34 protein-coding genes are annotated in these 23235 nt (G+C 64.8%); 16 read left to right on the top strand and 18 right to left on the bottom strand.

Annotated features, from left to right (window positions below; genetic code table 11):
• Positions 1-5 precede the first annotated feature (5 nt).
• Genes DIE29_RS02485 through DIE29_RS02455 form a run of 7 tightly spaced genes read left to right on the top strand, consistent with a single transcriptional unit; the run spans position 6 to position 3969 of the window.
• Complete coding sequence (locus DIE29_RS02485; RefSeq protein WP_162860575.1) at positions 6-989, top strand: hypothetical protein; 984 nt, start codon at positions 6-8, stop codon at positions 987-989.
• A gap of 9 nt (positions 990-998) precedes the next feature.
• Positions 999-1670 (top strand): hypothetical protein, encoded by a 672-nt coding sequence (locus DIE29_RS02480; protein WP_114649099.1) that lies wholly within the window; start codon positions 999-1001, stop codon positions 1668-1670.
• Between the two features lies 1 nt (position 1671).
• Entirely contained in the window at positions 1672-2835 is a 1164-nt protein-coding gene (locus DIE29_RS02475) for a phage tail sheath subtilisin-like domain-containing protein (protein WP_114649098.1), read from the top strand.
• Positions 2836-2850: 15 nt separating this feature from the next.
• The gene (locus tag DIE29_RS02470; protein ID WP_114649097.1) at positions 2851-3357 is read left to right on the top strand and encodes a phage major tail tube protein; all 507 of its coding nucleotides are present in this window, start codon (positions 2851-2853) and stop codon (positions 3355-3357) included.
• Between the two features lies 1 nt (position 3358).
• Positions 3359-3586 carry a hypothetical protein gene (locus DIE29_RS02465; RefSeq protein ID WP_114649096.1) on the top strand — a complete coding sequence of 76 codons (228 nt, stop codon included), beginning with the start codon at positions 3359-3361 and terminating at the stop codon, positions 3584-3586.
• Positions 3587-3829, top strand: coding sequence for a phage tail assembly protein (locus tag DIE29_RS02460; RefSeq protein WP_114649095.1), 243 nt, complete (start codon positions 3587-3589; stop codon positions 3827-3829).
• A gap of 8 nt (positions 3830-3837) precedes the next feature.
• Positions 3838-3969: a GpE family phage tail protein gene (locus DIE29_RS02455; protein WP_114649094.1), complete on the top strand. Its 132-nt coding sequence runs from the start codon at positions 3838-3840 to the stop codon at positions 3967-3969.
• Here DIE29_RS02455 and DIE29_RS02450 read toward each other — a convergent pair.
• Positions 3947-4138, bottom strand: a complete 192-nt coding sequence (locus tag DIE29_RS02450; protein WP_114649093.1) for a hypothetical protein — start codon at positions 4136-4138, stop codon at positions 3947-3949. The genes DIE29_RS02455 and DIE29_RS02450 overlap by 23 nt on opposite strands.
• Positions 4139-4141: 3 nt before the next feature.
• On the opposite strand from DIE29_RS02450, the gene DIE29_RS02445 reads away from it, so the two are divergent.
• From DIE29_RS02445 to DIE29_RS02415, 7 genes are all read left to right on the top strand, one after another.
• On the top strand, positions 4142-6457 hold the full coding sequence (locus DIE29_RS02445) for a phage tail tape measure protein (RefSeq protein WP_114649092.1): 2316 nt from the start codon (positions 4142-4144) through the stop codon (positions 6455-6457).
• A complete protein-coding gene (locus DIE29_RS02440; protein WP_205409765.1) occupies positions 6457-6882 on the top strand; it encodes a phage tail protein in 426 nt (141 codons plus the stop codon). The genes DIE29_RS02445 and DIE29_RS02440 overlap by 1 nt, the downstream gene beginning before the upstream one ends.
• The gene (locus DIE29_RS02435; RefSeq protein ID WP_114649091.1) at positions 6879-7085 is read left to right on the top strand and encodes a tail protein X; all 207 of its coding nucleotides are present in this window, start codon (positions 6879-6881) and stop codon (positions 7083-7085) included. Before DIE29_RS02440 ends, DIE29_RS02435 begins: the two co-directional genes overlap by 4 nt.
• Positions 7085-8140: a phage late control D family protein gene (locus DIE29_RS02430; RefSeq protein ID WP_114649090.1), complete on the top strand. Its 1056-nt coding sequence runs from the start codon at positions 7085-7087 to the stop codon at positions 8138-8140. The genes DIE29_RS02435 and DIE29_RS02430 overlap by 1 nt, the downstream gene beginning before the upstream one ends.
• A gap of 3 nt (positions 8141-8143) precedes the next feature.
• Positions 8144-8548 (top strand): GPW/gp25 family protein, encoded by a 405-nt coding sequence (locus DIE29_RS02425; protein WP_114649089.1) that lies wholly within the window; start codon positions 8144-8146, stop codon positions 8546-8548.
• 20 nt (positions 8549-8568) lie between these two features.
• Positions 8569-8856 carry a pseudouridine synthase gene (locus DIE29_RS02420; protein WP_114649088.1) on the top strand — a complete coding sequence of 96 codons (288 nt, stop codon included), beginning with the start codon at positions 8569-8571 and terminating at the stop codon, positions 8854-8856.
• A 167-nt stretch (positions 8857-9023) separates the two neighbouring features.
• Positions 9024-10178: a MalY/PatB family protein gene (locus DIE29_RS02415; RefSeq protein ID WP_114649087.1), complete on the top strand. Its 1155-nt coding sequence runs from the start codon at positions 9024-9026 to the stop codon at positions 10176-10178.
• Here the strand turns inward: DIE29_RS02415 and DIE29_RS14970 are convergent.
• The 3 genes from DIE29_RS14970 to DIE29_RS02400 form a co-directional block, all read right to left on the bottom strand.
• Positions 10158-10289: a hypothetical protein gene (locus tag DIE29_RS14970; protein ID WP_418333166.1), complete on the bottom strand. Its 132-nt coding sequence runs from the start codon at positions 10287-10289 to the stop codon at positions 10158-10160. The two genes, DIE29_RS02415 and DIE29_RS14970, sit on opposite strands and share 21 nt — an antisense overlap.
• A gap of 65 nt (positions 10290-10354) precedes the next feature.
• Positions 10355-10828, bottom strand: coding sequence for a single-stranded DNA-binding protein (ssb, locus tag DIE29_RS02405; protein ID WP_102040871.1), 474 nt, complete (start codon positions 10826-10828; stop codon positions 10355-10357).
• 125 nt (positions 10829-10953) lie between these two features.
• Positions 10954-12171 (bottom strand): MFS transporter, encoded by a 1218-nt coding sequence (locus DIE29_RS02400; protein WP_237269495.1) that lies wholly within the window; start codon positions 12169-12171, stop codon positions 10954-10956.
• Between the two features lie 117 nt (positions 12172-12288).
• Here DIE29_RS02400 and uvrA point away from each other — a divergent pair, with 117 nt between their 5' ends.
• Complete coding sequence (gene uvrA / locus DIE29_RS02395; protein WP_114649084.1) at positions 12289-15123, top strand: excinuclease ABC subunit UvrA; 2835 nt, start codon at positions 12289-12291, stop codon at positions 15121-15123.
• A 92-nt stretch (positions 15124-15215) separates the two neighbouring features.
• Positions 15216-15518, top strand: a complete 303-nt coding sequence (locus DIE29_RS02390) for a hypothetical protein (RefSeq protein ID WP_114649083.1) — start codon at positions 15216-15218, stop codon at positions 15516-15518.
• A 20-nt stretch (positions 15519-15538) separates the two neighbouring features.
• On the opposite strand, the gene DIE29_RS02385 is transcribed toward DIE29_RS02390, so the two are convergent.
• The 14 genes from DIE29_RS02385 to rplR all read right to left on the bottom strand — a co-directional run bounded on the left by DIE29_RS02385 (position 15539) and on the right by rplR (position 23225).
• Entirely contained in the window at positions 15539-15907 is a 369-nt protein-coding gene (locus DIE29_RS02385) for a DUF2237 family protein (protein ID WP_102043073.1), read from the bottom strand.
• A 67-nt stretch (positions 15908-15974) separates the two neighbouring features.
• Complete coding sequence (gene galE, locus DIE29_RS02380; protein WP_237269494.1) at positions 15975-17006, bottom strand: UDP-glucose 4-epimerase GalE; 1032 nt, start codon at positions 17004-17006, stop codon at positions 15975-15977.
• An 80-nt stretch (positions 17007-17086) separates the two neighbouring features.
• On the bottom strand, positions 17087-17494 hold the full coding sequence (gene rplQ, locus DIE29_RS02375; protein WP_114649081.1) for a 50S ribosomal protein L17: 408 nt from the start codon (positions 17492-17494) through the stop codon (positions 17087-17089).
• A gap of 28 nt (positions 17495-17522) precedes the next feature.
• On the bottom strand, positions 17523-18503 hold the full coding sequence (locus DIE29_RS02370; protein WP_114649080.1) for a DNA-directed RNA polymerase subunit alpha: 981 nt from the start codon (positions 18501-18503) through the stop codon (positions 17523-17525).
• Between the two features lie 40 nt (positions 18504-18543).
• A complete protein-coding gene (gene rpsD / locus DIE29_RS02365; RefSeq protein WP_102040866.1) occupies positions 18544-19173 on the bottom strand; it encodes a 30S ribosomal protein S4 in 630 nt (209 codons plus the stop codon).
• A 14-nt stretch (positions 19174-19187) separates the two neighbouring features.
• Complete coding sequence (gene rpsK / locus DIE29_RS02360) at positions 19188-19577, bottom strand: 30S ribosomal protein S11 (RefSeq protein ID WP_102040865.1); 390 nt, start codon at positions 19575-19577, stop codon at positions 19188-19190.
• A 15-nt stretch (positions 19578-19592) separates the two neighbouring features.
• Positions 19593-19955: a 30S ribosomal protein S13 gene (gene rpsM / locus DIE29_RS02355; protein WP_102040864.1), complete on the bottom strand. Its 363-nt coding sequence runs from the start codon at positions 19953-19955 to the stop codon at positions 19593-19595.
• Positions 19956-20008: 53 nt separating this feature from the next.
• Positions 20009-20122, bottom strand: a complete 114-nt coding sequence (gene rpmJ, locus DIE29_RS02350; protein WP_004258276.1) for a 50S ribosomal protein L36 — start codon at positions 20120-20122, stop codon at positions 20009-20011.
• 22 nt (positions 20123-20144) lie between these two features.
• Positions 20145-20363, bottom strand: coding sequence for a translation initiation factor IF-1 (gene infA / locus DIE29_RS02345; protein WP_002931617.1), 219 nt, complete (start codon positions 20361-20363; stop codon positions 20145-20147).
• 3 nt (positions 20364-20366) lie between these two features.
• Complete coding sequence (gene secY / locus DIE29_RS02340; RefSeq protein WP_114649079.1) at positions 20367-21692, bottom strand: preprotein translocase subunit SecY; 1326 nt, start codon at positions 21690-21692, stop codon at positions 20367-20369.
• Positions 21693-21707: 15 nt separating this feature from the next.
• Positions 21708-22148: a 50S ribosomal protein L15 gene (rplO, locus tag DIE29_RS02335; RefSeq protein ID WP_102040862.1), complete on the bottom strand. Its 441-nt coding sequence runs from the start codon at positions 22146-22148 to the stop codon at positions 21708-21710.
• Positions 22149-22331 (bottom strand): 50S ribosomal protein L30, encoded by a 183-nt coding sequence (gene rpmD, locus DIE29_RS02330; protein WP_114649078.1) that lies wholly within the window; start codon positions 22329-22331, stop codon positions 22149-22151.
• Positions 22332-22334: 3 nt separating this feature from the next.
• Complete coding sequence (gene rpsE / locus DIE29_RS02325) at positions 22335-22859, bottom strand: 30S ribosomal protein S5 (RefSeq protein ID WP_102040860.1); 525 nt, start codon at positions 22857-22859, stop codon at positions 22335-22337.
• 12 nt (positions 22860-22871) lie between these two features.
• Positions 22872-23225 carry a 50S ribosomal protein L18 gene (rplR, locus tag DIE29_RS02320; protein WP_114649077.1) on the bottom strand — a complete coding sequence of 118 codons (354 nt, stop codon included), beginning with the start codon at positions 23223-23225 and terminating at the stop codon, positions 22872-22874.
• Positions 23226-23235 lie beyond the last annotated feature (10 nt).

Raw genomic sequence — 23235 nt, 5'->3', positions numbered from 1 at the left:
AGAGCATGCCTAGCACCACATTAACGCAATTCCGCGATCAATACGTCGATCGAGTCAAGCAGAGGTTGTTGGCCGCGAACGTGGCTAGTGCCAGCGACACCGACCTCATCCTGCAGTCGGCGCTGTACAAGGCGCTCGATGCGGTCAATCGCATCGACGTCATCGGCCCGGACGCGCTGGCGCTGCTGGCCGGCATGAGCGGCGCTGAGCTCGAGGCGTGGCTGGGCGACATCGCCAATCGGCAGGCTTTTGAGGCCGTTGTGGCCTCGAGCACGGCGATGCAGGCGGTGCTGGCGAGCACCAGCGCGTGGTCGGCCGTCGTGGCCTCGAGCACGGCGATGCAGGCGGTGGCGGCCTCGAGCACGGCGATGCAGGCGGTGGCGTCCTCGAGCACGGCGATGCAGGCGGTGGCGGCCTCGAGCACGACGATGCAGGCGGTGGCGGCCTCGAGCACGGCGATGCAGGCGGTGGCGTCCTCGAGCACGGCGATGCAGGCGGTGGCGGCCTCGAGCACGGCGATGCAGGCGGTGTGGGCCTCGGACGTCGCGGCCGATGCGGTGCTCACCTCGTCCACCGCCAAAAACGCCGTGTGGGAGTCCGATACCGCGCTCACGGCGCTGCAGGCCAATCCCGCGCAGATCGCGCGCCAGATCGGCATCAGCGGCCGCGTTCAATACGCAAGCACTAGTAGTCAATCGGTGACGCTCGTCACGCAAGGCACGCGCGTGATCCTCCTGCGCCGCTGGTATTCGAACAACGAAAACGACTACCTGCGCTGGAGCCGAACCAACGGCAACCTCGCCACGCCATCGGTCAGAGGTCTGTATGGCGTTTACGGCTACGGCACGCAAACAGGCAGCTACGCCATCAATGGCGTCTATTGCAACAGCGAATCCGACGCGGCCAATCTGGTGTGCGCCTGCAATGGCCTGCGGCGCGATACATGGAGTAACAACCAAACGCTGTACGTGCGCTACATCACCGTGTGAGGACAAGACATGCATGCATTGTGCGACCCCAACACTGGGTTGATCCTGGCGATCAGTTCAGACCCCGCGGCGGTGGGCGAAGCGCTGGTGCGCGTGCCGCTGCCGGGCGAGTTCGACGAGCGCGACATCGATGAGTGGCGGTACGTCGATGGCGCGCTGGTGCGCGACGCGGCGGCGGCGCTGGCGGCACTGAAAGCGCGGCGCATCGCCGAGATCAAGCGCCAGGCCGCCGCGCAGATCGCCGCGCTGGCCTGGCGCGTGGAGCGCGCCGAGGAGCGCGACCGGCTGGGCCTGCCCGGCGAGACGGTGGCCGAGGTGCTGATCGAGCGCGAGGCCATCCGCCGCGCCTCCAACCGCTGCGAGGCCGAGGTCGATGCGGCGCTGGACGCGCAGGCGGTGCAGGCAGTGGTCTTTGCCGTGCAGGCGGCCGACCGCGCCACACCGCAGCGGCTGACGCGGCTGCAGTTCCTCTCGCGGTTTTCCGACGCCGAGATGCAGACCATCCTCGCCGCCGCCGACGCCAGCCCGGCGCTCAAGGCGGCCATGCTCAAGTGGCAGACTGCCGAAGGCATCGTGCTCGACGACCCGGCCACCGTCGCCGGTGTGCAGGCGCTGGAGTTCGCCGGGCTGATCGCGCCCGGCCGCGCCGCGGAAATTCTCAACCCTCATCAAGGAGACTGACATGGCAGAAGCCTTCCACCACGGCGTCGAGGTCGTCGAGATCGACGACGGCATCCGCCCCATCCAGACCGTACGCTCCAGCATCATCGGCATCGTCGGCACGGCGCCGGCGGCCAACGACACCGCGGCGCCGCTCGATACCCCGATCCTGCTCACCACCCCGCGCAGCGCGGCGGTGCTGGGTGCCACCGGCACGCTGCCGGCGGCCATCGCTACCATCCATGCGCAGGGCTACGCGCCCATCATCGTGGCCATCCGCGTGCAGGACGTGGCCGACGACCCCGACACCCCGGCCAACGAGCGGCTGGCCGCCGTCATCGGCGGCACTGACGCCGCCACCGGTGCTCGCACCGGCATCGCCGCGCTGGAGACCGCGCGCGGCACGGTGGGCGTGGTGCCGCGCATCCTGCTGGCGCCGGGCTTCAGCCAGCACAAGCTGGTGGCCGACGCGCTGATCGCGCAGGCCATCAAGCTGCGCGCGGTGGCGCTCATCGATGGGCCGAACACGACGACCCAGGCGGCGCTCGCCTACCGCAACGATTTCGGCTCCGCCCGCGCCTACCTGATCGACCCCTGGGGCGTGGCCGACGGCCAGGTGGTGCCCGTGTCGCCGCACGTCGCCGGGCTGATCGCCAAGATCGACAACGAGCGCGGCTTCTGGTGGTCGCCAAGCAACAACCCCTTGCTCGGCATCGAGCGCGCCGCGCGGCCCATCGACTTCGGGCTGGGGCGCGTGGACTCGGAGGCCAATCTCCTCAACGAGCCTGGGGTGGCCACGCTCATCCACGAGCAGGGCCTGCGCCTGTGGGGCAACCGCACCTGCTCGAGCGACCCCAAGTGGGCCTTCCTGAGTGTGCGCCGTACTGCCGACATGATCCACGAGAGCCTGCTGCAAGCGCACCTGTGGGCGGTGGATCGCGTCATCGGCAAGGCTTATGTGCGCGACGTGGAGGAGTCGGTCAACGCCTACCTGCGCCACCTCAAGAGCGTGGGCGCCATCCTGGGCGGGCGCTGCTGGCTCGACGAGGAGCTCAACACCCCGGCCAACATCGCCGCCGGCAAGGTGTATTTCGACTTCGACTTCACGCCGCCGGCGCCGGCCGAGCGCGTCACCTTCCGCTCGCATCTGGTGGCCGACTACGCCGCCGAGATCTTCAGTAACTGATAGGAGGAGCGCGTCATGGCCATCCAACACGTTCTTTCCAACCTCAACGCCTTTGTGGCGGGCAAGGGCTATCTGGGCCGCGTGGCCGAGTTCAGCCCGCCCAAGCTCGCGCCCGTGGTGCGCGAGTACAAGGCCGGAGGCATGGGGGCAGAGGTCGCCATCCCCATGGGCGCGGTCGAGAAGCTGGAGGCGAGCTTCACGCTGACCGGCTACGACCCGGACCTGCTGGCCCAGTTTTCGGTGGTGCCGGGGCGGCTGGTGCAGCTGCGCTTCACCGGCGCGCTCGCCGACTACGACGGCACCACGCAGCCCATCGAAATCACCCTGCGCGCGGTGCTGGCCTTCGAGCCGGACGCCTGGAAGCCCGCCGAGGCGTCCGACCTCAAGGTGACCGCCATGTGCCACTACTACAAGCTCGACGTGGCGGGCCGAACGGTGCACGAGGTTGACCCGGTGAACATGGTGGCCGTCATCAACGGATCCGACCAGCTCGCCGACATGCGCGCGGCGCTGGGGGTGTGAGATGAACGCCCGCACCGTCACCGTGCTGCGACCGGGCTGGTGGCTGCCCGGGCGCGCTCTGACGGCAGGCGAGACGCTCGCGCTCGATGCCGCCACTGCCGAGGCGCTCGCCAGGCGCGGCATCGTGCGCATCGAGCCGCCCGCCGCGCCCGATGTCGCGCCGAATGCGAACAGGCCCGCCGCAAACCCATCGAAAACCCGCCGCAAACCGGCAGTGAAGGAGGCTTGAATGACCACCATGACCTTGCGCGAACCCGTGGAAATTAACGGCGCCCAAGTTGGCGTGCTTCGTCTTCGCCGCCCAAAGGTGCGCGATCTGGAGGCTATCGACAAAATCCCCGGCGAGACGGCCAAGACGGTGATGCTGATCGCCAACCTGGCCGAGTGGACGCCCGAACAGGTGCGCGAGCTCGATGCCGCCGACTTCGCCGCCGCGTCGAAGGTCGTGGCGGAGATGCTGGGAAACGGCTGATCGCGCCGATGGACGGGCTGGAGCTGCTGGCGCTGGCCTATCATTGGCCGCCGGAGGTGGGGCGCGCGATGGATGTAGCGGAGTTCGCCGAGTGGGTGCGTCGGGCGCAGGCCGCACTCAAGGCGCGCGGCGGCCTGTGAGCAGCGCGTATAGCCAGCCCATGATGCGCCGCGCCAGCGCAACGAGCGGCCAGGCGATGAGCGTGAGCAGCCCGACGGCGGCGGCGGTCTGCCCGTCCAGGCCGAAGGCCATGAGCGTCACGGTGGACGCCAGCACGGCGACGATAAACGCGATGACGAGCGAGGACATGCGATGAGTCTAGCAGGCATGACGGTCGGCGTGGTCATCTCGGCCATCGACCGCGCCAGCGCGCCGATCCAGCAGATACAGGGCGCGACCAGCCGGCTCGGCCAGGCGCTGGAGCGCATCTCGACCAAGGCGGCGCTCGCCGGCGCCGCCTTGCACGGCATGGCGCTGGCCACCTCCGGCCTGTCCGCGCGCATGCAGCAGGTCGGCATGCAGGCCGTGCACGCCTTCGCCGCCTTCGACGATGCGCGCGCGGTCATTGCCTCCATGCCGGGCGTGACCAAAGAGTCGCTCGACCGGATGCAGGCAGCGGCCTTCGCCTTCACGCGCCAAAACAAGGCCACGCTCACCGACTACTACAACACCGCCTACAACATCCTCTCGGCGGGTATCCCCGAGGCGCTGGCCACCTACGCCACCGAGGTGGCGATCAAGGTCGGTCAGGCCACGCGCGGCTCGGCCGACGAGGCCGGCGAGGCGGTGGCCATCCTGTTCAACAACATGCGCGACGGCAGCCGCGAGGCGAGCGGCGAGTTCGCCCGCATGGGCGACATCATCACCGCCACGCAGCAGCGCTTCCAGCTGCGCAACCTGTCGCAACTGACCGAGGGGCTCAAATACGCCACGCCGGCGGCCAAGACCGCCAAGCTCGCGGTGGCCGACATGGCCGCCGCCGTCGGCCGTCTCAACTCCGCCGGCCTGCAAGGCTCGATGGCCGGCACGGCGCTGGCCAACCTGCTGGCCAACCGCTTCAAGGCCGCGCAGGAGATCGGCTTCAAGGTGGCCATCAAGAAAGGCACCGGCGAGCTCGACCTGGCGCGCACGCTGGACAACCTCAAGGCCCGCATCGGCGACATCAATCGCCTCACTCCGGAGATGGAGGACAAGCTGCGAAAAGGCTTTGGCGAGGAAGGCTTCCGCGCCGTGATGCTGCTGCTGGCGCAAACCGAGACGCTCAAGGACGATCTGGCCGCCATCCGCGACAGCGCCGGGTCTTTCGAGCGGGCGAGTCGGATCATCAACGATGCCGCCGGTGCCAAGTGGCAGCAGATGGTCAACCGCATCCAGCAGACCTGGATCCGTCTGGGAGAGGTGCTCATGCCGGTCAAAGACGCCATCGCCGCCGTGGTGCTGCGCGTGGTGGACGCCATCGATGGCCTGATCGCGCGCTTTCCCAAGGTCACGGCCGCCGCCGTAGCCGGTCTGGCCGGCCTGTCTGCGGCGCTGGCCGCGCTGGGCACGGCCCTCATCGCCGTGGGTGCGCTGGGCAAGCTGCGCGGGGGCAAAGCGGCCATCACAGGGCAGCCAGCGGGCGCCGGCGGCCTCATCGGCGGCGCCGTCGATGCCGTTGCAGGCGGCGTGCAAAAGGTCTGGGTCGTCAACATGCCCGGTGGCGGCCTGGTCGGCGGCCTGCCCGACATCGGCGGCAAGGGCGGCGGCGCGGCGGGCAAGGCTGGCGCGGCAGCCCGCACCATGGGCGCGCGGCTGCGCTCGCTGGTGGCCGGTGTCGCCATGCAGGCGGGCCTGGCCTGGCAGAGCATCGTCTCAGGCGCCGGCGCGGCTGCGCGCGCCATCGCCCTGGTCGGGCGCGCCCTGCTGCTCAACCCAATCGGTCTCACGCTCACGGCCATTGCCGCGGCGGCTTATCTCATCTGGCGTCACTGGGACGCCATTGGCCCCAGGCTCGCTGCCGTGTGGCAGACGGTCAAAGACGCCTTCGCTGCTGCCTGGCAGTGGATCGGCACGCTGCCCGCGCGCATGCAGGAGGCCGGTCGCGCCCTCCTCGACGGGCTGATCGGCGGCATGCGCGAGCGCTGGCAGGCGCTCAAAGATGGCGTCTCTGGCATCGCCAGCGGCATCGCCGATGCGGTGCGCGGGGTGCTCGGCATCCGCTCGCCCAGCCGCGTCTTTGCCGAAATCGGCGGCCACCTGATGGACGGGCTTGAACAAGGCATCGTCCGGGCCGCCGGCCAGCCGCTGGCCGCCATGCACGGTGTGGCCAGCGCGCTGGCCGCGCCGATGGCCGTCGGTGCGGTGGTGGCGAGCGCCCAGGCCATGCCCGCGGTAGCAGCCCCCGCGCCGCAAGTGATTGCGCCGGCTGCGCTGGCGGTGCCCGCGCCGCAGCCAGCCGGTGGCAATAGCCCGGTCATGCCCGCCGCGCCGATCCAGATCACCGTCAACCTCAACGGCCCGGCCAGCCCCGAGGCCGCGCAGGACGTGGCCGCCGCCGTGCGCCGCGAAGTGCAGCGGGCGCTGGCGGAAGCCGCACGGCGCGATGCGCTCGGCCGCCGAGCCGCGCTGATCGATGGGGGGCTTGCCTGATGGACGTGCTCATGACGCTTGGCGACGGCGGCATCACCTTTCGCTTCGCCATCGACACTGCCGCCTATCAGGCACTACAGCGGAGGACCGAGTGGCGCTGGCCGGCGCAAGATCGGCTCTGGTCGGATCCTGCGCGCCAGTTCACCGGGCGCGGCACAGACGAGATCACCCTCGAGGGTGTGATCCTCCCCGCCTTCCGGGGCGGGATCGAGCAGATCACGGCCATGCGCGCCGTGGCCGACGCCGCGCTTGCGCAAGGCTCAGGCGCGCGCCCGCTCACGCTGGTCACCGGCTACGGCGAGGTGCTCGGCCGCTTCGTCATCACCGGCCTGGAGGAGGAGCAGCCCGTCATCGGCGAGCGCGGCGCGCCGCTGGAGCAGCGCTTCCGGCTCACCCTGGCCGCCTACGGCGAGGACCTGACATGAGCGCGATCTACACCACCCGCGCAGGCGAACGCCTTGATCTGATCTGCTATCGCTGGTACGGCACGCTCGCGGGCACCGTCGAGCGCGTGCTAGCCGCCAACCCTGGCCTGGCCGCGCGCGATCCGGCGCGCCTGCCCGCGGGTCTGCCGCTCGTCATGCCGCCGCTGCCGCAGCAGCGCGTGCCTGGCCAGAGGGTCTTCTGATGCGCCCGGTCTTCTATCTGATGAGCATGGACGGGGCCGACCTCACCGGCACGCTCATGGAGCGCACCACGCGCCTGACGGTGGTCGATGCCGAGGGGCTGGCCAGCGACACGCTGGAGGTCGAGCTCGACGACCGCGGACAGTCCGTGCAACTGCCCGCCGTGGGCGACCGGCTGCGCCTGCTGCTTGGCTACCTGGAGCAGTCGCCCCTGCCCGTCATCGGCGACTTCGTGGTGGACGAGGTGCGCCTGTCCGGCCCACCGCTGGCCGTCGCCTTCACCGCCAAGGGCGCGGATTTCGTCAACACCGGCATCAAGGCCCCGCTGATCGACGATGGCGACGATGCCACGCTCGCCGATCTTGCCCGCCGCATCGCCCAGCGGCACGGTCTCGACCCCCGCATCCACCCGGACGCCGAGCAGATCGCGCTCGGCCACATCGACCAGCAGACCGAATCCGACATGGCGCTGCTCACACGGCTTGCCCGCGCGCGCGACTGGGTGCTGCGGCTCGATGCCGAGCGCCTCACCCTGCGCCCGCACGCCAGCGCCCTGCCGCCTGGGCGCACGGCCGCCGACTGGCAGCCCCCCATGCACCGCATCGATGCGCGGCGCATCACACGCTACGACTACACCACCAATGCCCGGCACCGCTACGGCCGGGTGCGCGCCTGGCACTACGACCCCGACACCGGCCGGCGCCGCCCCGTGGAGGTCGGTGACGGAGAGTACCCGGACGCGCCCACCCTCGACCTGCGGCACGACGCCCGCGACGCCGCCGCCGCCCGCGCTGCCGCCGAAGCCCGGCTGCGCCAGCTGCGCCGCATGAGCGCCAGCCTCACGCTGGAGATGCCCGGCGACACGCGGCTGCTGGCCGGGCACCACATCCTGGTGGCGGGCCTGTCCGAGCCTGTGGCGGACCAGTGGGTCATCCAGCGCGCCGAACACACGCTGGACGCGCAAGGACTCAAGACCCGCATCGAGTGCGTGCCGCCGTCCGCGCCTGGGCGCGCTGGCAAAGACCTGACCGACAGCCTCATCGAGGAGGTGGACTGATCCATGTCATCGGACACGCTCATCGACATCCTCCCGCGCCGCGCGCCCAACCTGGCCGCGCTCTCCCGCTGGGTCGGCCTCGACCGCGCCGCTGGCGGGCGCATCGCTGGGCTCGACCACATCCGCCAGTCCATCCTCGACATCCTCACCACCTACCCCGGCGAGCGCATCATGCGCCCCGAGTACGGCTGCCGCCTGCGCGACCTCATCGACCGTCCCGTCAACGCCCAGTGGCTGGCCGACCTCTACTACGAGGTCGCCGTGGCCGTCCAGCGCTGGGAGCCGCGCGTCATCATCCAGCGTGTCGCCGCCCAGACGCCCCGCCCCGGTCACGTCGTCCTCGACCTCGCGCTGCGGCTCAAAGCCGCGCCACAGCCGCAGACCCTAAGAGTCGAAGTTTCCATCTGACCAGCCAGGAACGCTGCCGCATGCCCCATCGCGTCATCGCCCCGCTGTGCCGCAGGGTGCGCAACATCCTCATCGCCATCGACCAGCTCGCCTGGGTTCTGCTGACCCTTGGCGACGGTCACCCCGACGAGACCATCAGCGCCGCCGCCTGGCGCCTGGAGAGCCAAGGCAAGCTCGCCGGCCGCCTCCTGCGCCCGCTGATCGACCTGCTATTTCTGCCGATCGAGCGCGACCACTGCCGCAAGAGCCACGCCTCAGAACTCGCCCGCACCCAACTCCCGCCAGCATACCGCACCAACCATCCCTGACAGCAAGAGTCGCAACCGGTATGCAAGCGCAGCTAGCATACCGGTTGCAAATCGCTATCAAATCACTGCAAAAGCGCTCTCAAACCGGTTGCGTCTTTACACCCGGCACGCAACACCAGGACACGGGCAACACCGGGTTACACTGCGGGTAAAGCGGAGCGTGATGCATGAAAGAATCATTCGACTTTGACCGCCAGATCGACAGACGTTCGGTACCAGGCGAAAAATGGGGCCGCTACGCGGGCCGCGACGTGCTGCCGATGTGGGTGGCCGATATGGATTTTGCCGCCCCTGCGGTCATCCTCGACGCCCTCAAAGCCCGCATCGACCACGGCGTGTTCGGCTACACCGAGCCATGGCCCAGCCTGATCGACGCGGTCATCGAGCACATGATGCGCCACTACGGTTGGCGGATCGAGGCCGACTGGCTGGTGTGGCTGCCCGGCGTGGTCAGCGGATTGAACATCGCTTGCCGCATCAGCGGTGAGGCGGGCGACGAGGTTTTTACCGCCACGCCGGTCTATCCCCCTTTTCTCACCGCACCGGCCTACAACGGCCGCCGCTTGGTCAGCCGCCCGCTGGTGCATGACGGCGCCCGCTGGGGCTGGGATCGCGACGCCGTCGAAGCGGCCATCGGCCCACGCACCCGCCTGTTTTTGCTGTGCAATCCGCACAACCCGGTCGGCCGCGTTTTCGACCGTGACGAACTAGCCTGGATTGCGGCGCTGGCCGAACGCCACGATTTGCTGATCTGCAGCGACGAAATCCACTGTGGTTTGGTACTCGACCCAAACCGGCCACATTTGCCAATTGCTGCGCTGGATGAGGCCGTTGCGCAGCGCAGCATCACGCTGATGGCGCCTTCCAAGACCTGGAATATCGCCTCACTCTACTGCGCGCTGGCCATCATCCCCAACCCGGCCTTGCGGCGCCGCTTTCGTTCGGCCATGCGCGGCATCGTGCCGCCGGTTAATGTGCTTGGCCTGGTGGCCTGCGAAGCCGCCTACCGCCACGGCGAAGCCTGGCGCCAAGCCTTGCTGGCCGTCTTGCGCGAAAACCGCACGCGGATCGATAGCGCCTTACAGGAGATGCCCGGCGTGCGCGCCACACCGCCCGAGGCCACTTACCTTGCATGGCTGGACTGTCGGGACAGCGGTCTCGATGATCCGGCCGGATTTTTCGAGGCTGGCGGCGTCGGTTTGTCCGATGGCGCGCCTTTCGGCGCACCCGGCTTCGTCCGCCTGAATTTCGGCTGCCCTGCCGGCACACTGACCGAAGCGCTCACCCGGATGCAGCGCACGCTAAGTAACCGTACCAGTTAGAGGCGTCCATGGCACCGCCCCTGCCTGCTGCAACACCGGCTGTAGCGCCGAATCCCGCAAATCGGCCGGGTTGCTGTACTTACACAGGATGCGCTTGACCAACACCCGCATGCGGGCGCGGACGGACTGCCGGTGCCCCCAATTGACCGTGACGTTGTCGCGCAGGCTGACGAGGCCTAGAACGGAATATCGTCTTCAAATTCACCAAAACCGCCGCTGGCCGGCTTGCTCTGCGGTGCGGGCGTGGGCGTGTGATCCGGCCGCGCAGGCGGAGCGTCGTAGCTGCCGCCGTCGCGCATTGGCGCATCGCCGCCTTCGCGGCGGCCGAGCATTTTCATCTCGTCGGCGCGGATCTCGGTGGTGTAGCGGTCCTGGCCGTCTTTGTCTTGCCACTTGCGGGTCTGCAAGCGGCCTTCGATGTAGACCTGGCTGCCCTTGCGCAGGTATTGGGCGGCAATCTCGGCCAAGCGGCCGAAAAACACCACGCGGTGCCATTCGGTGGCCTCGCGCCGCTCACCGCTGGCTTTGTCTTTCCAGGTCTCGGTGGTGGCAATGGTGACGTTGCAGATCGCGTCGCCGCTGGGCATGTAGCGGGTTTCGGGGTCACGCCCCAGATTGCCGATCAAAATGACTTTGTTCAGGGAGGCCATCCGGATTCTCCAGTTCTGGTGGATCGCCCGCCTTCACCGCCGGGCTTCCGAGTCTCAAGTCGATGGAGCCAAGGCTCCGGGAATTCACATACTTTGCCGAGCGCCATTCGGCCGGGTCAGCCGCCTCAGGTACCCGATGACATATTGGGCGCTGCCGCCTGCACCCGCCTCGGCGGCGGATTCATTGTGGCGGCAACGGCCAACCACACGAGCGCCAGTGCCGCGCAGACCAGGTTTAGCGCAGCGGCCCCAAAACGCTGCGCCAGCCAGCCGCCGAGCAATCCGCCAAGGAATAAACCTGCCGACTGCAGCGTATTGTATACGCCCAGCGCCGTCCCCTTGGCATGCGCCGGTGCAATCTTCGAAATCCATGACGGCTGAGTAGCTTCGAGAATGTTGAAAGCGCAGAAAAACAGCGTCAACCAAAAGGCGAGCGACCAGAGCCCGTTACCGAACAGCATCAGGCCCAACTGCACGATCACCAGCAGACCGACCGCTGCCAAAAAAACCGGTTTCATCCAGCCGCGCCGTTCGGCGACGATGACCGCCGGCACCATGGCAATAAAAGACAGCAATACCGCTGGCAAATACACTTTCCAGTGTTCCGGCAGCGGTAAGCCGCCATGAGCCACCAGCGCGGCGGGCACCATAACCCACATGGTGGTCTGGATCAGGTGCAAGACGAAAACCCCAAAATTCAACCGCATCAACTGCCCGCTGCGCAGCACATCGCCGAAACGCCCGGTGGCACGGGGCACCGGGGGAGCGGCAGGTACGACGCGCACAACCATCCAGATCGCTGCAAGCGCCAAAAATGCGGTGAGCCAGAAGATGCCGCTCATGCCGACCGCCGAATAGAGCACCGGCGCAACCACCAGTGAGGCAGCAAATACCAGCCCGATGCTCGAGCCGATCATGGCCATGACCTTGGTGCGATGTTGATCACGGGTGAGATCTGCCGCCAGTGCGGTCACCGCAGCCGAAATCGCCCCGGCGCCCTGCAAAACACGGCCGAAGATGATCCAGCCGATACTGCCCGCCAAGGCAGCGACCATGCTGCCCACCGCAAACAGCACCAGCCCCGCAATGATCACCGGCTTGCGACCGAAACGGTCGGAGGCCGCGCCGAAAGGGATTTGCAAACACGCCTGCGTCAGCCCATAGGCGCCAATCGCCAGCCCCACCAACATCAAATCGTCGCCGCCCGGTACGGTAGGCGCATGGACCGCAAACACCGGCAGAATCAGAAACAGCCCGAGCATGCGCAGCGCAAAAATCGCCGCCAGGCTGATGCCGGCGCGCCGCTCCTGCGGGCTCATCGAGTCGGATTCGGGGGCTGACATGCGTTTGGAAACGAGCTGACGGACGAAGGTGCAGGATTCTAACACCGCCAAGTGGATTGGCCCGGCGCGGGCTTCTCTCGGTATAGTGTCGGGTCGTCTTTTCCCTAGCCCGGTTCCATGGACGAAATCCGCATCCGCGGCGCCCGCACGCACAACCTCAAAAGTATCAATCTGGACCTGCCGCGCAACCGCCTGACCGTCATCACCGGCCTGTCGGGTTCGGGCAAGTCGTCGCTGGCCTTCGACACCCTATATGCGGAAGGACAGCGGCGCTATGTCGAGTCACTGTCCGCCTACGCCCGGCAGTTTTTGCAGTTGATGGAAAAGCCGGACGTCGACCTGATCGAAGGATTGTCGCCGGCCATCTCCATCGAACAGAAAGCCACCAGTCACAATCCGCGCTCGACTGTCGGCACGGTGACTGAAATTCATGATTATCTGCGCTTATTGTTTGCTCGCGCAGGCACGCCGCACTGCCCGGATCACCCGGAGCAAGCGCTGGAAGCGCAAAGTGTGTCGCAGATGGTGGACCAAGTGCTGGCCCTGCCCGAGGGCACCCGCCTGATGATTCTGGCCCCTGTGGTTGCAGGCCGCAAAGGCGAACAGCAGGACCTGTTCGCTGAACTGCGTGCGCAGGGCTTTGTGCGGGTACGGGTCGATGGCAAGGTGCATGAACTCGATGCCATGCCGCCGCTGACAAAAGGCCGACGCCACAGCGTGGATGTGGTGATCGACCGTTTCAAGGTACGCGCCGATCTGCGCGGGCGGATCGCCGAATCCTTTGAGACGGCGCTGACCCACGCCGATGGTCGGGCCATTGCGCTCGAACTGGACAGCGGCAGCGAATATCTGTTTTCGGCGCGTTTTGCGTGCCCGGTATGCAGCTACGCGCTGGGCGAACTGGAACCGCGGCTGTTTTCCTTCAACAATCCGGCCGGTGCCTGCCCCAAATGCGACGGCCTGGGACAAGTAGATTTTTTCGATCCGGCGCGGGTCGTCGCCCACCCGGAATTGTCGCTGGCCGCCGGCGCGATCCGCGGCTGGGATCGGCGCAACCAGTTCTACTTCCAGATGCTCGCCAGTCTGGCCGCACATTATCGGTTCGATCTGGACACACCATTTGCCGATCTGCCCGAACGGGCACGTGAGATCGTCTTGTATGGTTCAGGGCGTGAGGCCATCGACTTTCGCTACCTGTCGGACAACGGCCGCCTGGTGGTCAAAAGCCACCCTTTCGAGGGCATCATTCCGAATCTGGAGCGCCGTTACCGGGAAACCGATTCGCTAGCGGTGCGCGAAGAACTCGCCAAGTACCGGGCCACTCAGACCTGCCCCGCCTGCCAAGGCAGCCGGCTGCGCCGGGAAGCCCGCTCGGTCATGGTCGGCGGACGTTCGCTGCCACAAATCAGCCGTCTGCCACTGGGCGAGTGCCGGCAGTTCTTCGAGACCTTGCGTTTGTCCGGCCACCGCGCGCAAATCGCCGAGAAGATCGTCAAGGAAATCTCCGACCGGCTCAGTTTTCTGATCAATGTCGGACTGGATTATCTGTCGCTGGATCGACCCGCCGATACCTTGTCCGGCGGTGAAGCGCAGCGCATCCGGTTGGCCAGTCAGATCGGCTCCGGCCTCACCGGCGTCATGTATGTGCTGGACGAGCCTTCCATCGGATTGCACCAGCGCGACAACGACCGCCTGTTGGCCACACTGGGCCGGCTGCGCGACCTGGGCAACACCGTGATCGTGGTCGAACACGATGAAGACGCCATCCGCAGCGCCGACTACGTGGTCGATATGGGGCCGGGCGCCGGCGTGCATGGCGGTCAAGTAGTCGCCCACGGTAGCCCTGAGGACATCATCGCCGCCACCGGCTCGCTGACCGCCGATTACCTTGCCGGCCGCCGTCGCATCGCACTGCCCAAGCAGCGACACACGCCGGACGGCCGTTGGCTGACGCTTTCCGGCTGCGCCGGCAACAACCTCAAGCATCTAGACCTCGCCCTGCCGGTTGGTCTGTTCGTCTGTGTCACTGGCGTCTCCGGATCCGGCAAGTCCACGCTGATCAACGACACCCTGGTGCCGCTGGTCGCCCGGCACCTGCACGGCAGCAGCGCGGAGCCGGCCGCATACCGCGACATCAGCGGGCTGGAACATTTCGACAAGGTGATCAGCGTCGACCAGTCGCCGATCGGTCGTACTCCGCGCTCGAATCCGGCCACCTACACCGGCCTGATGACGCCAATCCGCGAGCTGTTTGCCGGCGTGCCCGAAGCGCGTGCACGCGGCTACGGGCCCGGCCGTTTTTCCTTCAACGTCAAAGGCGGTCGTTGCGAAGCCTGCCAGGGCGACGGCTTGATCAAGGTCGAAATGCACTTTTTGCCGGACATGTATGTGCCTTGCGACGTGTGCCACGGCAAGCGTTACAACCGCGAGACGCTGGAAATCCGCTACAAGGGCAAGACCATCTTTGAAGTGCTGGAGATGACCGTCGAACAGGCACTGGATTTTTTCCGCCCGGTGCCTGCGGTGGCCCGCAAGCTGGAAACCCTGGTCGATGTCGGACTAGGCTATATCCGGCTCGGCCAAAGCGCTACCACACTGTCCGGCGGGGAAGCACAGCGGGTCAAACTGGCCCTGGAATTATCCAAACGGGATACCGGACGCACACTGTATGTTCTCGACGAGCCGACCACCGGCCTGCATTTCCACGACATCGACTTGCTGTTGCGGGTGCTGCACCGATTGCGCGATCAAGGCAACACCATCGTGGTCATCGAGCACAACCTGGACGTCATCAAAACCGCTGACTGGATCGTCGACCTTGGCCCGGAAGGCGGCGACGGCGGCGGGCGCGTCGTTGCCACCGGCACGCCAGAAGCGGTCGCCGCGATGGGGCGCGGCTACACGGCCGCCTACCTCGCCCGCGCACTGGCCGCCTCGAAGGTCACCGGCTAGACCAGGCAAGCTTGCGCTGCCGAACGACCCGACTTGCGTTGGGCGCTTTGGCGCGCGACGATACGCCTATTGGATAAAAACCGGAGACGGCCATGGCCGACAAACCCGCCACTGATTCCCAGGCCCGCTTTCTGGACCGTATCGAACGTCGCCTGCGCTACTTGAAGAACCTGCAAGACGCCGGGCTGGGTGTTTATTTGCCCGCCGACGAAGCGCAACGCAATCGCGCCATCGATCAGGTGGTACGCAGCACCGCAAGACATGGCGAACTCCCCCTGCTCAGCGCCGACACGCTGCGTATCGCTAGCGAACGGCTGCGCACCCAACTCGAAGCCATGCAGCAGGTATTGCCGCACGATGTGCAATACCGTAACCGCATCAAACGGGCATGGTGACTGCCCACGCAGCGCCGGCCTCAGCCGTCGATGGCGTGCGCCTTGAGGATATCTAGGCTGACCACTTCGAGCGCGGCACGATGCGTGGCCGCGAGCACCACCGGCGGCGCTACACCGGCCTCATACGCCTCCAGCCAACGATGCACACACAGGCACCAGCGGTCACCCGGCTTGAGGCCCGGAAAACGCAGCTCAGGACGCGGCGTGCTCAAATCATTGCCCCGGCTGCGCGAAAACGCCAGAAACGCCGCGGTCACCTTGCTGCACACCAGATGCCTGCCAAGATCATCCCGCCCGGTTTCGCAACAGCCGGTTCTGAAAAAGCCGGTCAGCGGCGCATAACTGCAGGCCAGTAACGGCCCGCCCAAAACGTTTTTTTGGCTGCTGATGAGTTGCTCGCTCACGATCCACCCCTTGCACAAGGACGCTCCTTCGACCACGGTCGACAAACCGCGTTCAAGCTGCGCTCGCCCCATAGCCTTCGGGGTTCATTTTTTGCCAGCGCCATGCGTCCGCACACATCTGGGCGAGCCCGCGCTGCGCCCGCCACCCCAGCAGCACCTCGGCACGTCGCGGATCGGCCCAGCAGCACGCCACATCGCCAGCGCGCCGCTCGACAATTCGGTACGGAATGCGCACGCCGCTTGCCGCTTCGAACGCCGCCACCACCTCCAACACACTGTAGCCCCGGCCGGTACCGAGATTCAGTCGTGTCAATCCAGGTAAGTGCGCGCAACATTGCACAGCACGCACATGGCCTTCGGCCAGATCCATGACATGGATAAAGTCGCGCACACCCGTACCGTCAGCAGTCGGATAATCGCCGCCAAAGACCTGCAGTACCGGCAAGCGCCCCACGGCCACCTGGGCGATATAGGGCATTAGGTTGTTGGGCGTGCCGCGCGGATCTTCCCCGATCCGTCCGCTCGGATGCGCGCCGACCGGATTGAAATAACGCAGGACGACCACCTGCCAACGCGGATCGGCCGTCACCACATCTGCGAGCATCTGCTCGATCATCCACTTGGTCCGACCATATGGATTGGTCGGACCAAGTGGCGCCTCCTCGGCTATGGGCACACTTTGTGGGTCACCGTAGACCGTGGCCGACGAACTGAACACCATGCGTCGAACACCATGGCAGCGCATCGCTTCGAGCAAGGTCATCGCGCCGCCAACATTGTTCTGGTAGTAGCGCAGCGGATCGGCCACCGACTCACCGACGGCTTTCAAACCCGCAAAATGCAACACGATACCGATGGAGTATCGACTAAATACGGCGTCCAACCCGGCGCGATCCCGCACATCCAGCCGATGAAAACCCGCCAGGGGCCGTCCGGTCAATTGCTCCACACGACGCAGCGACTCACGCGAGGCATTGCTCAGATCATCGACCACCACCACTTCGGCGCCGGCCTCCAGCAGCGCAAGACAGGCATGACTGCCAATATAACCAGCTCCACCGGTCACCAGCACATGTTCTGTCACCGCATCTCTCCTCGATGCCAGTTGGTCAGGCCGAAAAAAAAACCGGACTAGGTCCGGTTTTTGTTAAGACAGGCGCCCGATCAGGCTGCTGCGGCTTCTGTCTCGGTTTGCGCGGACTCCGCAGTACTTTCCGGACGATCAAGCAACTCAACCACGGCCATTGGGGCGTTATCGCCCTCACGGAAGCCGAACTTCAGGATGCGCAGATAGCCACCCTGACGCGCAGCATAACGCGGACCGAGCTCGTCGAACAGCTTGACGACCATGTCACGATCACGCAGCCGGCTGAAGGCCAAACGTCGATTCGCCACACTGGGTTTCTTACCCAAGGTAATGAGCGGCTCGACCACACGACGCAGCTCTTTTGCCTTGGGCAACGTGGTTTTGATCACTTCGTGCTGCAGCAACGAGTTAGCCATGTTGCGGAGCATGGCCTGACGATGGCTGCTGGTACGATTCAGTTTGCGAAGACCATTACGGTGACGCATTTCATTACCTCACTTGACCGACCGGCGTTCAACCGAGCTTTTCCAGCCCGGCCGGCGGCCAGTTTTCCAGTTTCATACCGAGGGTCAGCCCACGGGAGGCCAACACTTCCTTGATCTCATTGAGCGACTTACGACCCAGATTAGGCGTCTTGAGCAGCTCGGTCTCGGTGCGCTGGATCAGATCACCGATGTAATAGATGTTTTCGGCCTTCAAGCAATTGGCCGAACGCACCGTAAGTTCCAGATCGTCCACCGGACGAAGTAGCACCGGATCGATCGTCTGCGCCTTCGGCGGTTCGACATCGGCCGGCGTACCTTCGAGATCGGCGAACACCGAGAGCTGATCCATGAGAACCCGAGCGGAATAACGGATGGCTTCCTCCGGTTCGACCGCGCCGTTGGTTTCGATATCGATCACCAGCCGATCCAAGTCGGTACGCTGTTCCACACGCGCGCTTTCGACCAGATAGCTTACGCGCCGCACCGGGCTGAACGAGGCATCGAGCACGATACGGCCGATGGTCTTCGACTCTCCCTGATGCGGCCGGACATTACCCGGCACGTAACCGCGGCCTTCTTCGACCTTGATCTGCATGTCGAGCTTGCCACCGGGCGCCAGATGGGCAATGACATGGTCGGGGTTGATGATCTCCACGTCGTGGCTGGCTTCGATATCCGCCGCCGTCACCACACCTTCGCCCGACTTGACCAAGCGCAGCGTAGCCTCTTTGCGGTTGTGTAGCTTGAGCACCACCCCCTTGAGGTTGAGCAGCAAATCCACGACGTCCTCACGGACACCATCCAGCGTGGAATACTCGTGCAACACGCCCTCGATGGATACTTCGGTCGGCGCGTAGCCCGGCAGCGATGACAGAAGGATGCGACGGAGCGCATTCCCAAGGGTATGGCCAAAACCACGTTCGAACGGTTCCATGACCACACGCGCCTGAACCGGCGAGACGTTCTGCACGTCGATGATGCGGGGTTTCAGCAGCGCATTGCTTTGCATCGGCATTTCCTCGAATTTAGGGGAACGCTAGCGTCCCGCCTCAACGGGAGTAGAGTTCCACCACCAGGCTTTCATTGATGGTCGACGGCAGCTCGGCGCGCTGCGGATAGGCTTTAAACACGCCTTTGCCGGCTTTGACGTCGACTTCCAGCCACTCGGGGAATCCGCGCGATTCGGCGGCTTCGATAGCCGCTTTGACGCGCAGCGAATTACGCGCGCGCTCGGTCAATTCGATGACATCGCCGGGCTTGACCGTATACGACGGGATATTGGTGCGCTTGCCATTGACCAACACGCCATTGTGACGCACCACTTGGCGCGCCTCCGCACGCGAGGCGCCGAACCCCATACGGTAGGCGACCGAATCGAGGCGCCCTTCGAGCAGTTGCAGAAGGTTTTCGCCGGTTTGCCCACGGCGACGATCAGCTTCCGCATACACCTTACGGAACTGCCGCTCCAAAACACCATAGAGACGGCGAATCTTCTGCTTCTCGCGCAACTGCACGCCGTAACCGGACAGCCGTTGACCAGAACGCTGTCCATGCTGACCGGGGGCATAAGCACGCCGCTCAATGGCGCACTTGTCGGTGAAGCACTTTTCGCCCTTCAGAAACAGCTTTTCGCCTTCGCGACGGCACTGACGGCACTTGGGATCGAGATTACGAGCCACGTTTCAACTCCTTGTCAGATACGGCGCTTCTTGGGCGGGCGGCAACCGTTGTGCGGGATCGGGGTAATGTCGGTGATACTGGAAATCTTCATGCCCAGCGCATTGAGCGCACGGACTGCGGATTCACGCCCGGGGCCCGGCCCTTTGATGCGCACTTCCAGATTCTTCACACCGCACTCCTGCGCTGCACGGCCGGCCGCTTCGGCCGCCACCTGGGCGGCAAAGGGGGTACTTTTGCGGGAACCCTTGAAGCCGGCCCCGCCCGACGTGGCCCAGGACAGCGCGTTACCCTGACGATCGGTAATGGTAATGATGGTGTTATTGAAGCTCGCGTGAACGTGCGCAATCCCTTCGGCGACGTTCTTTTTGACCTTCTTGCGAACCTTTGCAGCGGACTTAGCCATAGTGGTCTGTTCCTATCACTTCTTGCCGGCGATCGGCTTACGCGGCCCCTTGCGGGTACGGGCGTTGGTTCGGGTACGCTGGCCGCGCACCGGCAGCCCACGACGATGGCGCACGCCACGGTAGCAACCGAGGTCCATGAGCCGCTTGATATTCATCGTCACTTCACGACGAAGGTCGCCTTCAACAACGAACTTCGCTACTTCGTCGCGCAGCTTTTCCATGTCGGACTCAGTCAAATCCTTGATCTTGGCCGAGCGCGCAACCCCCGCAGCGTCGCAAATTTTTTGAGCGCGAGAACGGCCGATCCCATAGATGCTGGTGAGCGCGATCTCGGCATGCTTGTGGTTGGGAATGTTTACCCCAGCAATACGGGCCATCCGATTACCCCAAAAAGCGAAACATTAAATTTTAATGCCTTGAACTAAGAAGATCAACCCTGGCGCTGCTTGTGGCGCGGGTCGGTGCAAATGACCCGCACCACCCCTTTGCGACGGATGATCTTGCAATTGCGGCACAGCCGCTTGACCGAAGCCTGGACTCTCATGTTCTTGCTCCTGTATCTAAATTCACTTGGTCCGGAACACGATCCGGCCCTTGGTCAGGTCATAGGGCGTCAGTTGTACGGTAACCTTGTCGCCCGGCAAAATACGGATATAGTGCATCCGCATCTTGCCCGAGATGTGCCCGAGGACCATGTGGCCATTTTCGAGCCGAACGCGGAACGTCGCGTTGGGGAGGTTCTCGGTGACCTCGCCCTGCATTTCGATCACATCTTCCTTCGCCATCGCTTACCTGAGCGGAAGACCCGCACCCTTGAAGTTGGCCTTCTTCAGCAGGCTTTCATACTGATGAGACATCACGTAAGCCTGAACCTGAGCCATAAAGTCCATGGTCACCACCACGATGATCAGTAGCGATGTCCCCCCGAAGTAAAACGGCACATTCCACTTGAGGATCAGAAACTCAGGCAGCAGGCACACCAGGGTGATGTACACCGCGCCAGCCAGCGTAAGCCGCGACAAAATCTTGTCGATGTAACGTGCCGTCTGATCGCCAGGACGAATCCCCGGCACGAACGCCCCACTCTTCTTCAAGTTATCGGCAGTCTCGCGCGCGTTGAACACCAGCGCCGTGTAAAAGAAGCAGAAAAACACGATCGCCAGCGCATAGAGCATCACGTAGATCGGCTGCCCCGGAGAGAGGGTGGCGGCGATATCGCGCAGCCAATACATCCCTTCAGAAGAGCCAAACCACTGCCCCAACGTTGCCGGGAACAGAATGATGCTGGACGCGAAGATCGGCGGAATGACACCCGACATATTCAGCTTCAATGGCAGATGGGACGACTGCCCGCCATACACCTTGTTGCCGACCTGACGCTTGGCGTAGTTCACGAGAATCTTCCGCTGCCCGCGTTCGACAAACACCACGAACGCGGTCACCAACACCACCAGCACACAAATGAACAACGCAGTGAAGGGATGCATTGCCCCGGTGCGGACCAACTCGAACAAACCGCCAATCGCGCTCGGCAATCCCGCCGCGATCCCCGCGAAGATGATCAGCGAGATGCCGTTGCCAATACCGCGCTCGGTAATCTGCTCGCCGAGCCACATCAGGAACATCGTACCGGTGACGAGCGTTGCAACGGTCACGAAACGGAACATCAGTCCTGGATCCAGCACCAGCCCTGGCTGCCCTTCCAGGGCAAGCGCCATCCCCAAGGATTGGGCAGTAGCCAGCAACACCGTGCCATAGCGGGTGTACTGCGTGATCTTGCGCCGCCCCGCCTCGCCTTCTTTCTTGAGCTGCTCCAATGCGGGGACGGCCACCGTCATCAACTGCATGATGATGGAGGCCGAGATGTACGGCATGATCCCCAGCGCGAAAATCGTGAAACGCGACAGCGCCCCGCCGGAAAACAGGTTGAACACGCCCAGAATACCGCCAGCCTGAGACTGAAAAAGCTCAGCCAGCTTGTCTGGGTCGATACCAGGGACCGGGATGTGCGCACCAATGCGATAGACGATCAGCGCGCCCAGGAGGAACAGGATACGGCGCTTGAGATCGCCGAACTTTCCTGTGCTCCCGAGCGTGGCGGAAGGAGTGGCCACAACCGACCTCGACCGTTACTCAGCCACCGCGACGGTACCGCCGGCGGCTTCGATCGCTGCACGGGCACCCTTGGTGGCACCAACGCCACGCAGGTTGACCTTACGTTTGATCTCTCCGGACAGCACCACCTTGGCCGACAGTGCATCAGCCGGCACGACGCCAGCCTGCTTGAGCACCAGCAGATCCACGTCTTCCACCGGCAACTTATCCAACTCGGACAACCGCACCTCGGCGTTGCGCGAACCAGTCAGCGACACGAAGCCGCGCTTGGGCAGACGACGCTGCAAGGGCATCTGGCCGCCCTCGAAACCGGTCTTGTGAAAGCCGCCGGAGCGGGACTTTTGACCCTTATGGCCGCGACCGCAGGTCTTACCGAGCCCGCTACCGATGCCGCGACCCACGCGTTTAGCCGGCGATTTGGAGCCTGCACCGGGCTTGATGGTATTCAGTCGCATTTACGCCTCGCACTTCACCAGGTAGGACACTTTGTTGATCATGCCACGAACTTGCGGGGTGTCCTGCAGCTCAACCGTTTGGTTGAGTCGACGCAGGCCCAAGCCACGAACGGTGGCACGATGGGACTGTTTGGTACCGATCACGCTTTTAACCAGCGTAACCTTGAGTTTCTTGTCTGACATCGCTTACCCCAGAATCTCTTCGACAGTCTTGCCACGCTTGGCGGCAATTTCTGCCGGGGTGTTGATCGCCATCAGGCCGTTGAGCGTGGCGCGCACCACGTTGTACGGATTGGTCGAGCCGATACACTTGCAAATGATGTCGGTCACGCCCATCACCTCGAATACCGCGCGCATCGGGCCGCCGGCGATGATGCCGGTGCCGGAGGGAGCCGGCTGCATCAACACCGACGCCGCACCGTGCTTGCCGATCACCGTATGCTGCAGCGTGCCGTTCTTGAGCGGCACCTTGGTCATTTTGCGGCGCGCCTCATCCATCGCTTTTTGCACCGCCACAGGCACTTCGCGGGACTTGCCCTTGCCCATACCGATACCACCGTCACCGTCGCCGACCACGGTCAGCGCGGCGAAACCGAGAATGCGACCGCCCTTGACGACCTTGGTCACACGATTGATTGCGACCATTTTCTCCCGCAAACCGTCATCACGCTCGTCTGCGGCTTGCGGGCGCTTGCTTTGCTGCTTAGCCATTCGATTCCTCGCTTAGAACTTGAGGCCGCCTTCACGGGCAGCCTCGGCCAGCGCCTTGACGCGACCGTGATACAGGAAACCCGAGCGGTCGAACGCCACCTGCTCGATACCGGCAGCCTTGGCACGCTCGGCAATCAACTTGCCGACCACTTCTGCCGCCTGCTTGTTGCCGCCATTGGACACCTGGGCGCGTACGGCCGGCTCCACGGTCGACGCGGCAGCCAGCACACGCGAGCCGCAACCGGAGATGATTTGTGCGTAAATATGGCAATTGGAACGGAACACGGTCAGGCGAACCGCCTTCAGCTCCGCAATCTTGGCGCGAGTTTTGCGCGCACGGCGAAGACGAGCTTGTTTTTTGTCCATGACGAACCGC

This window comes from Pseudothauera hydrothermalis, from assembly GCF_003345255.1.
Taxonomy (GTDB): Bacteria; Pseudomonadota; Gammaproteobacteria; order Burkholderiales; family Rhodocyclaceae; genus Pseudothauera; species Pseudothauera hydrothermalis.
Note: the sequence above shows the minus strand (reverse complement) of the source record. Positions and strands in the feature narration are given on the sequence as shown.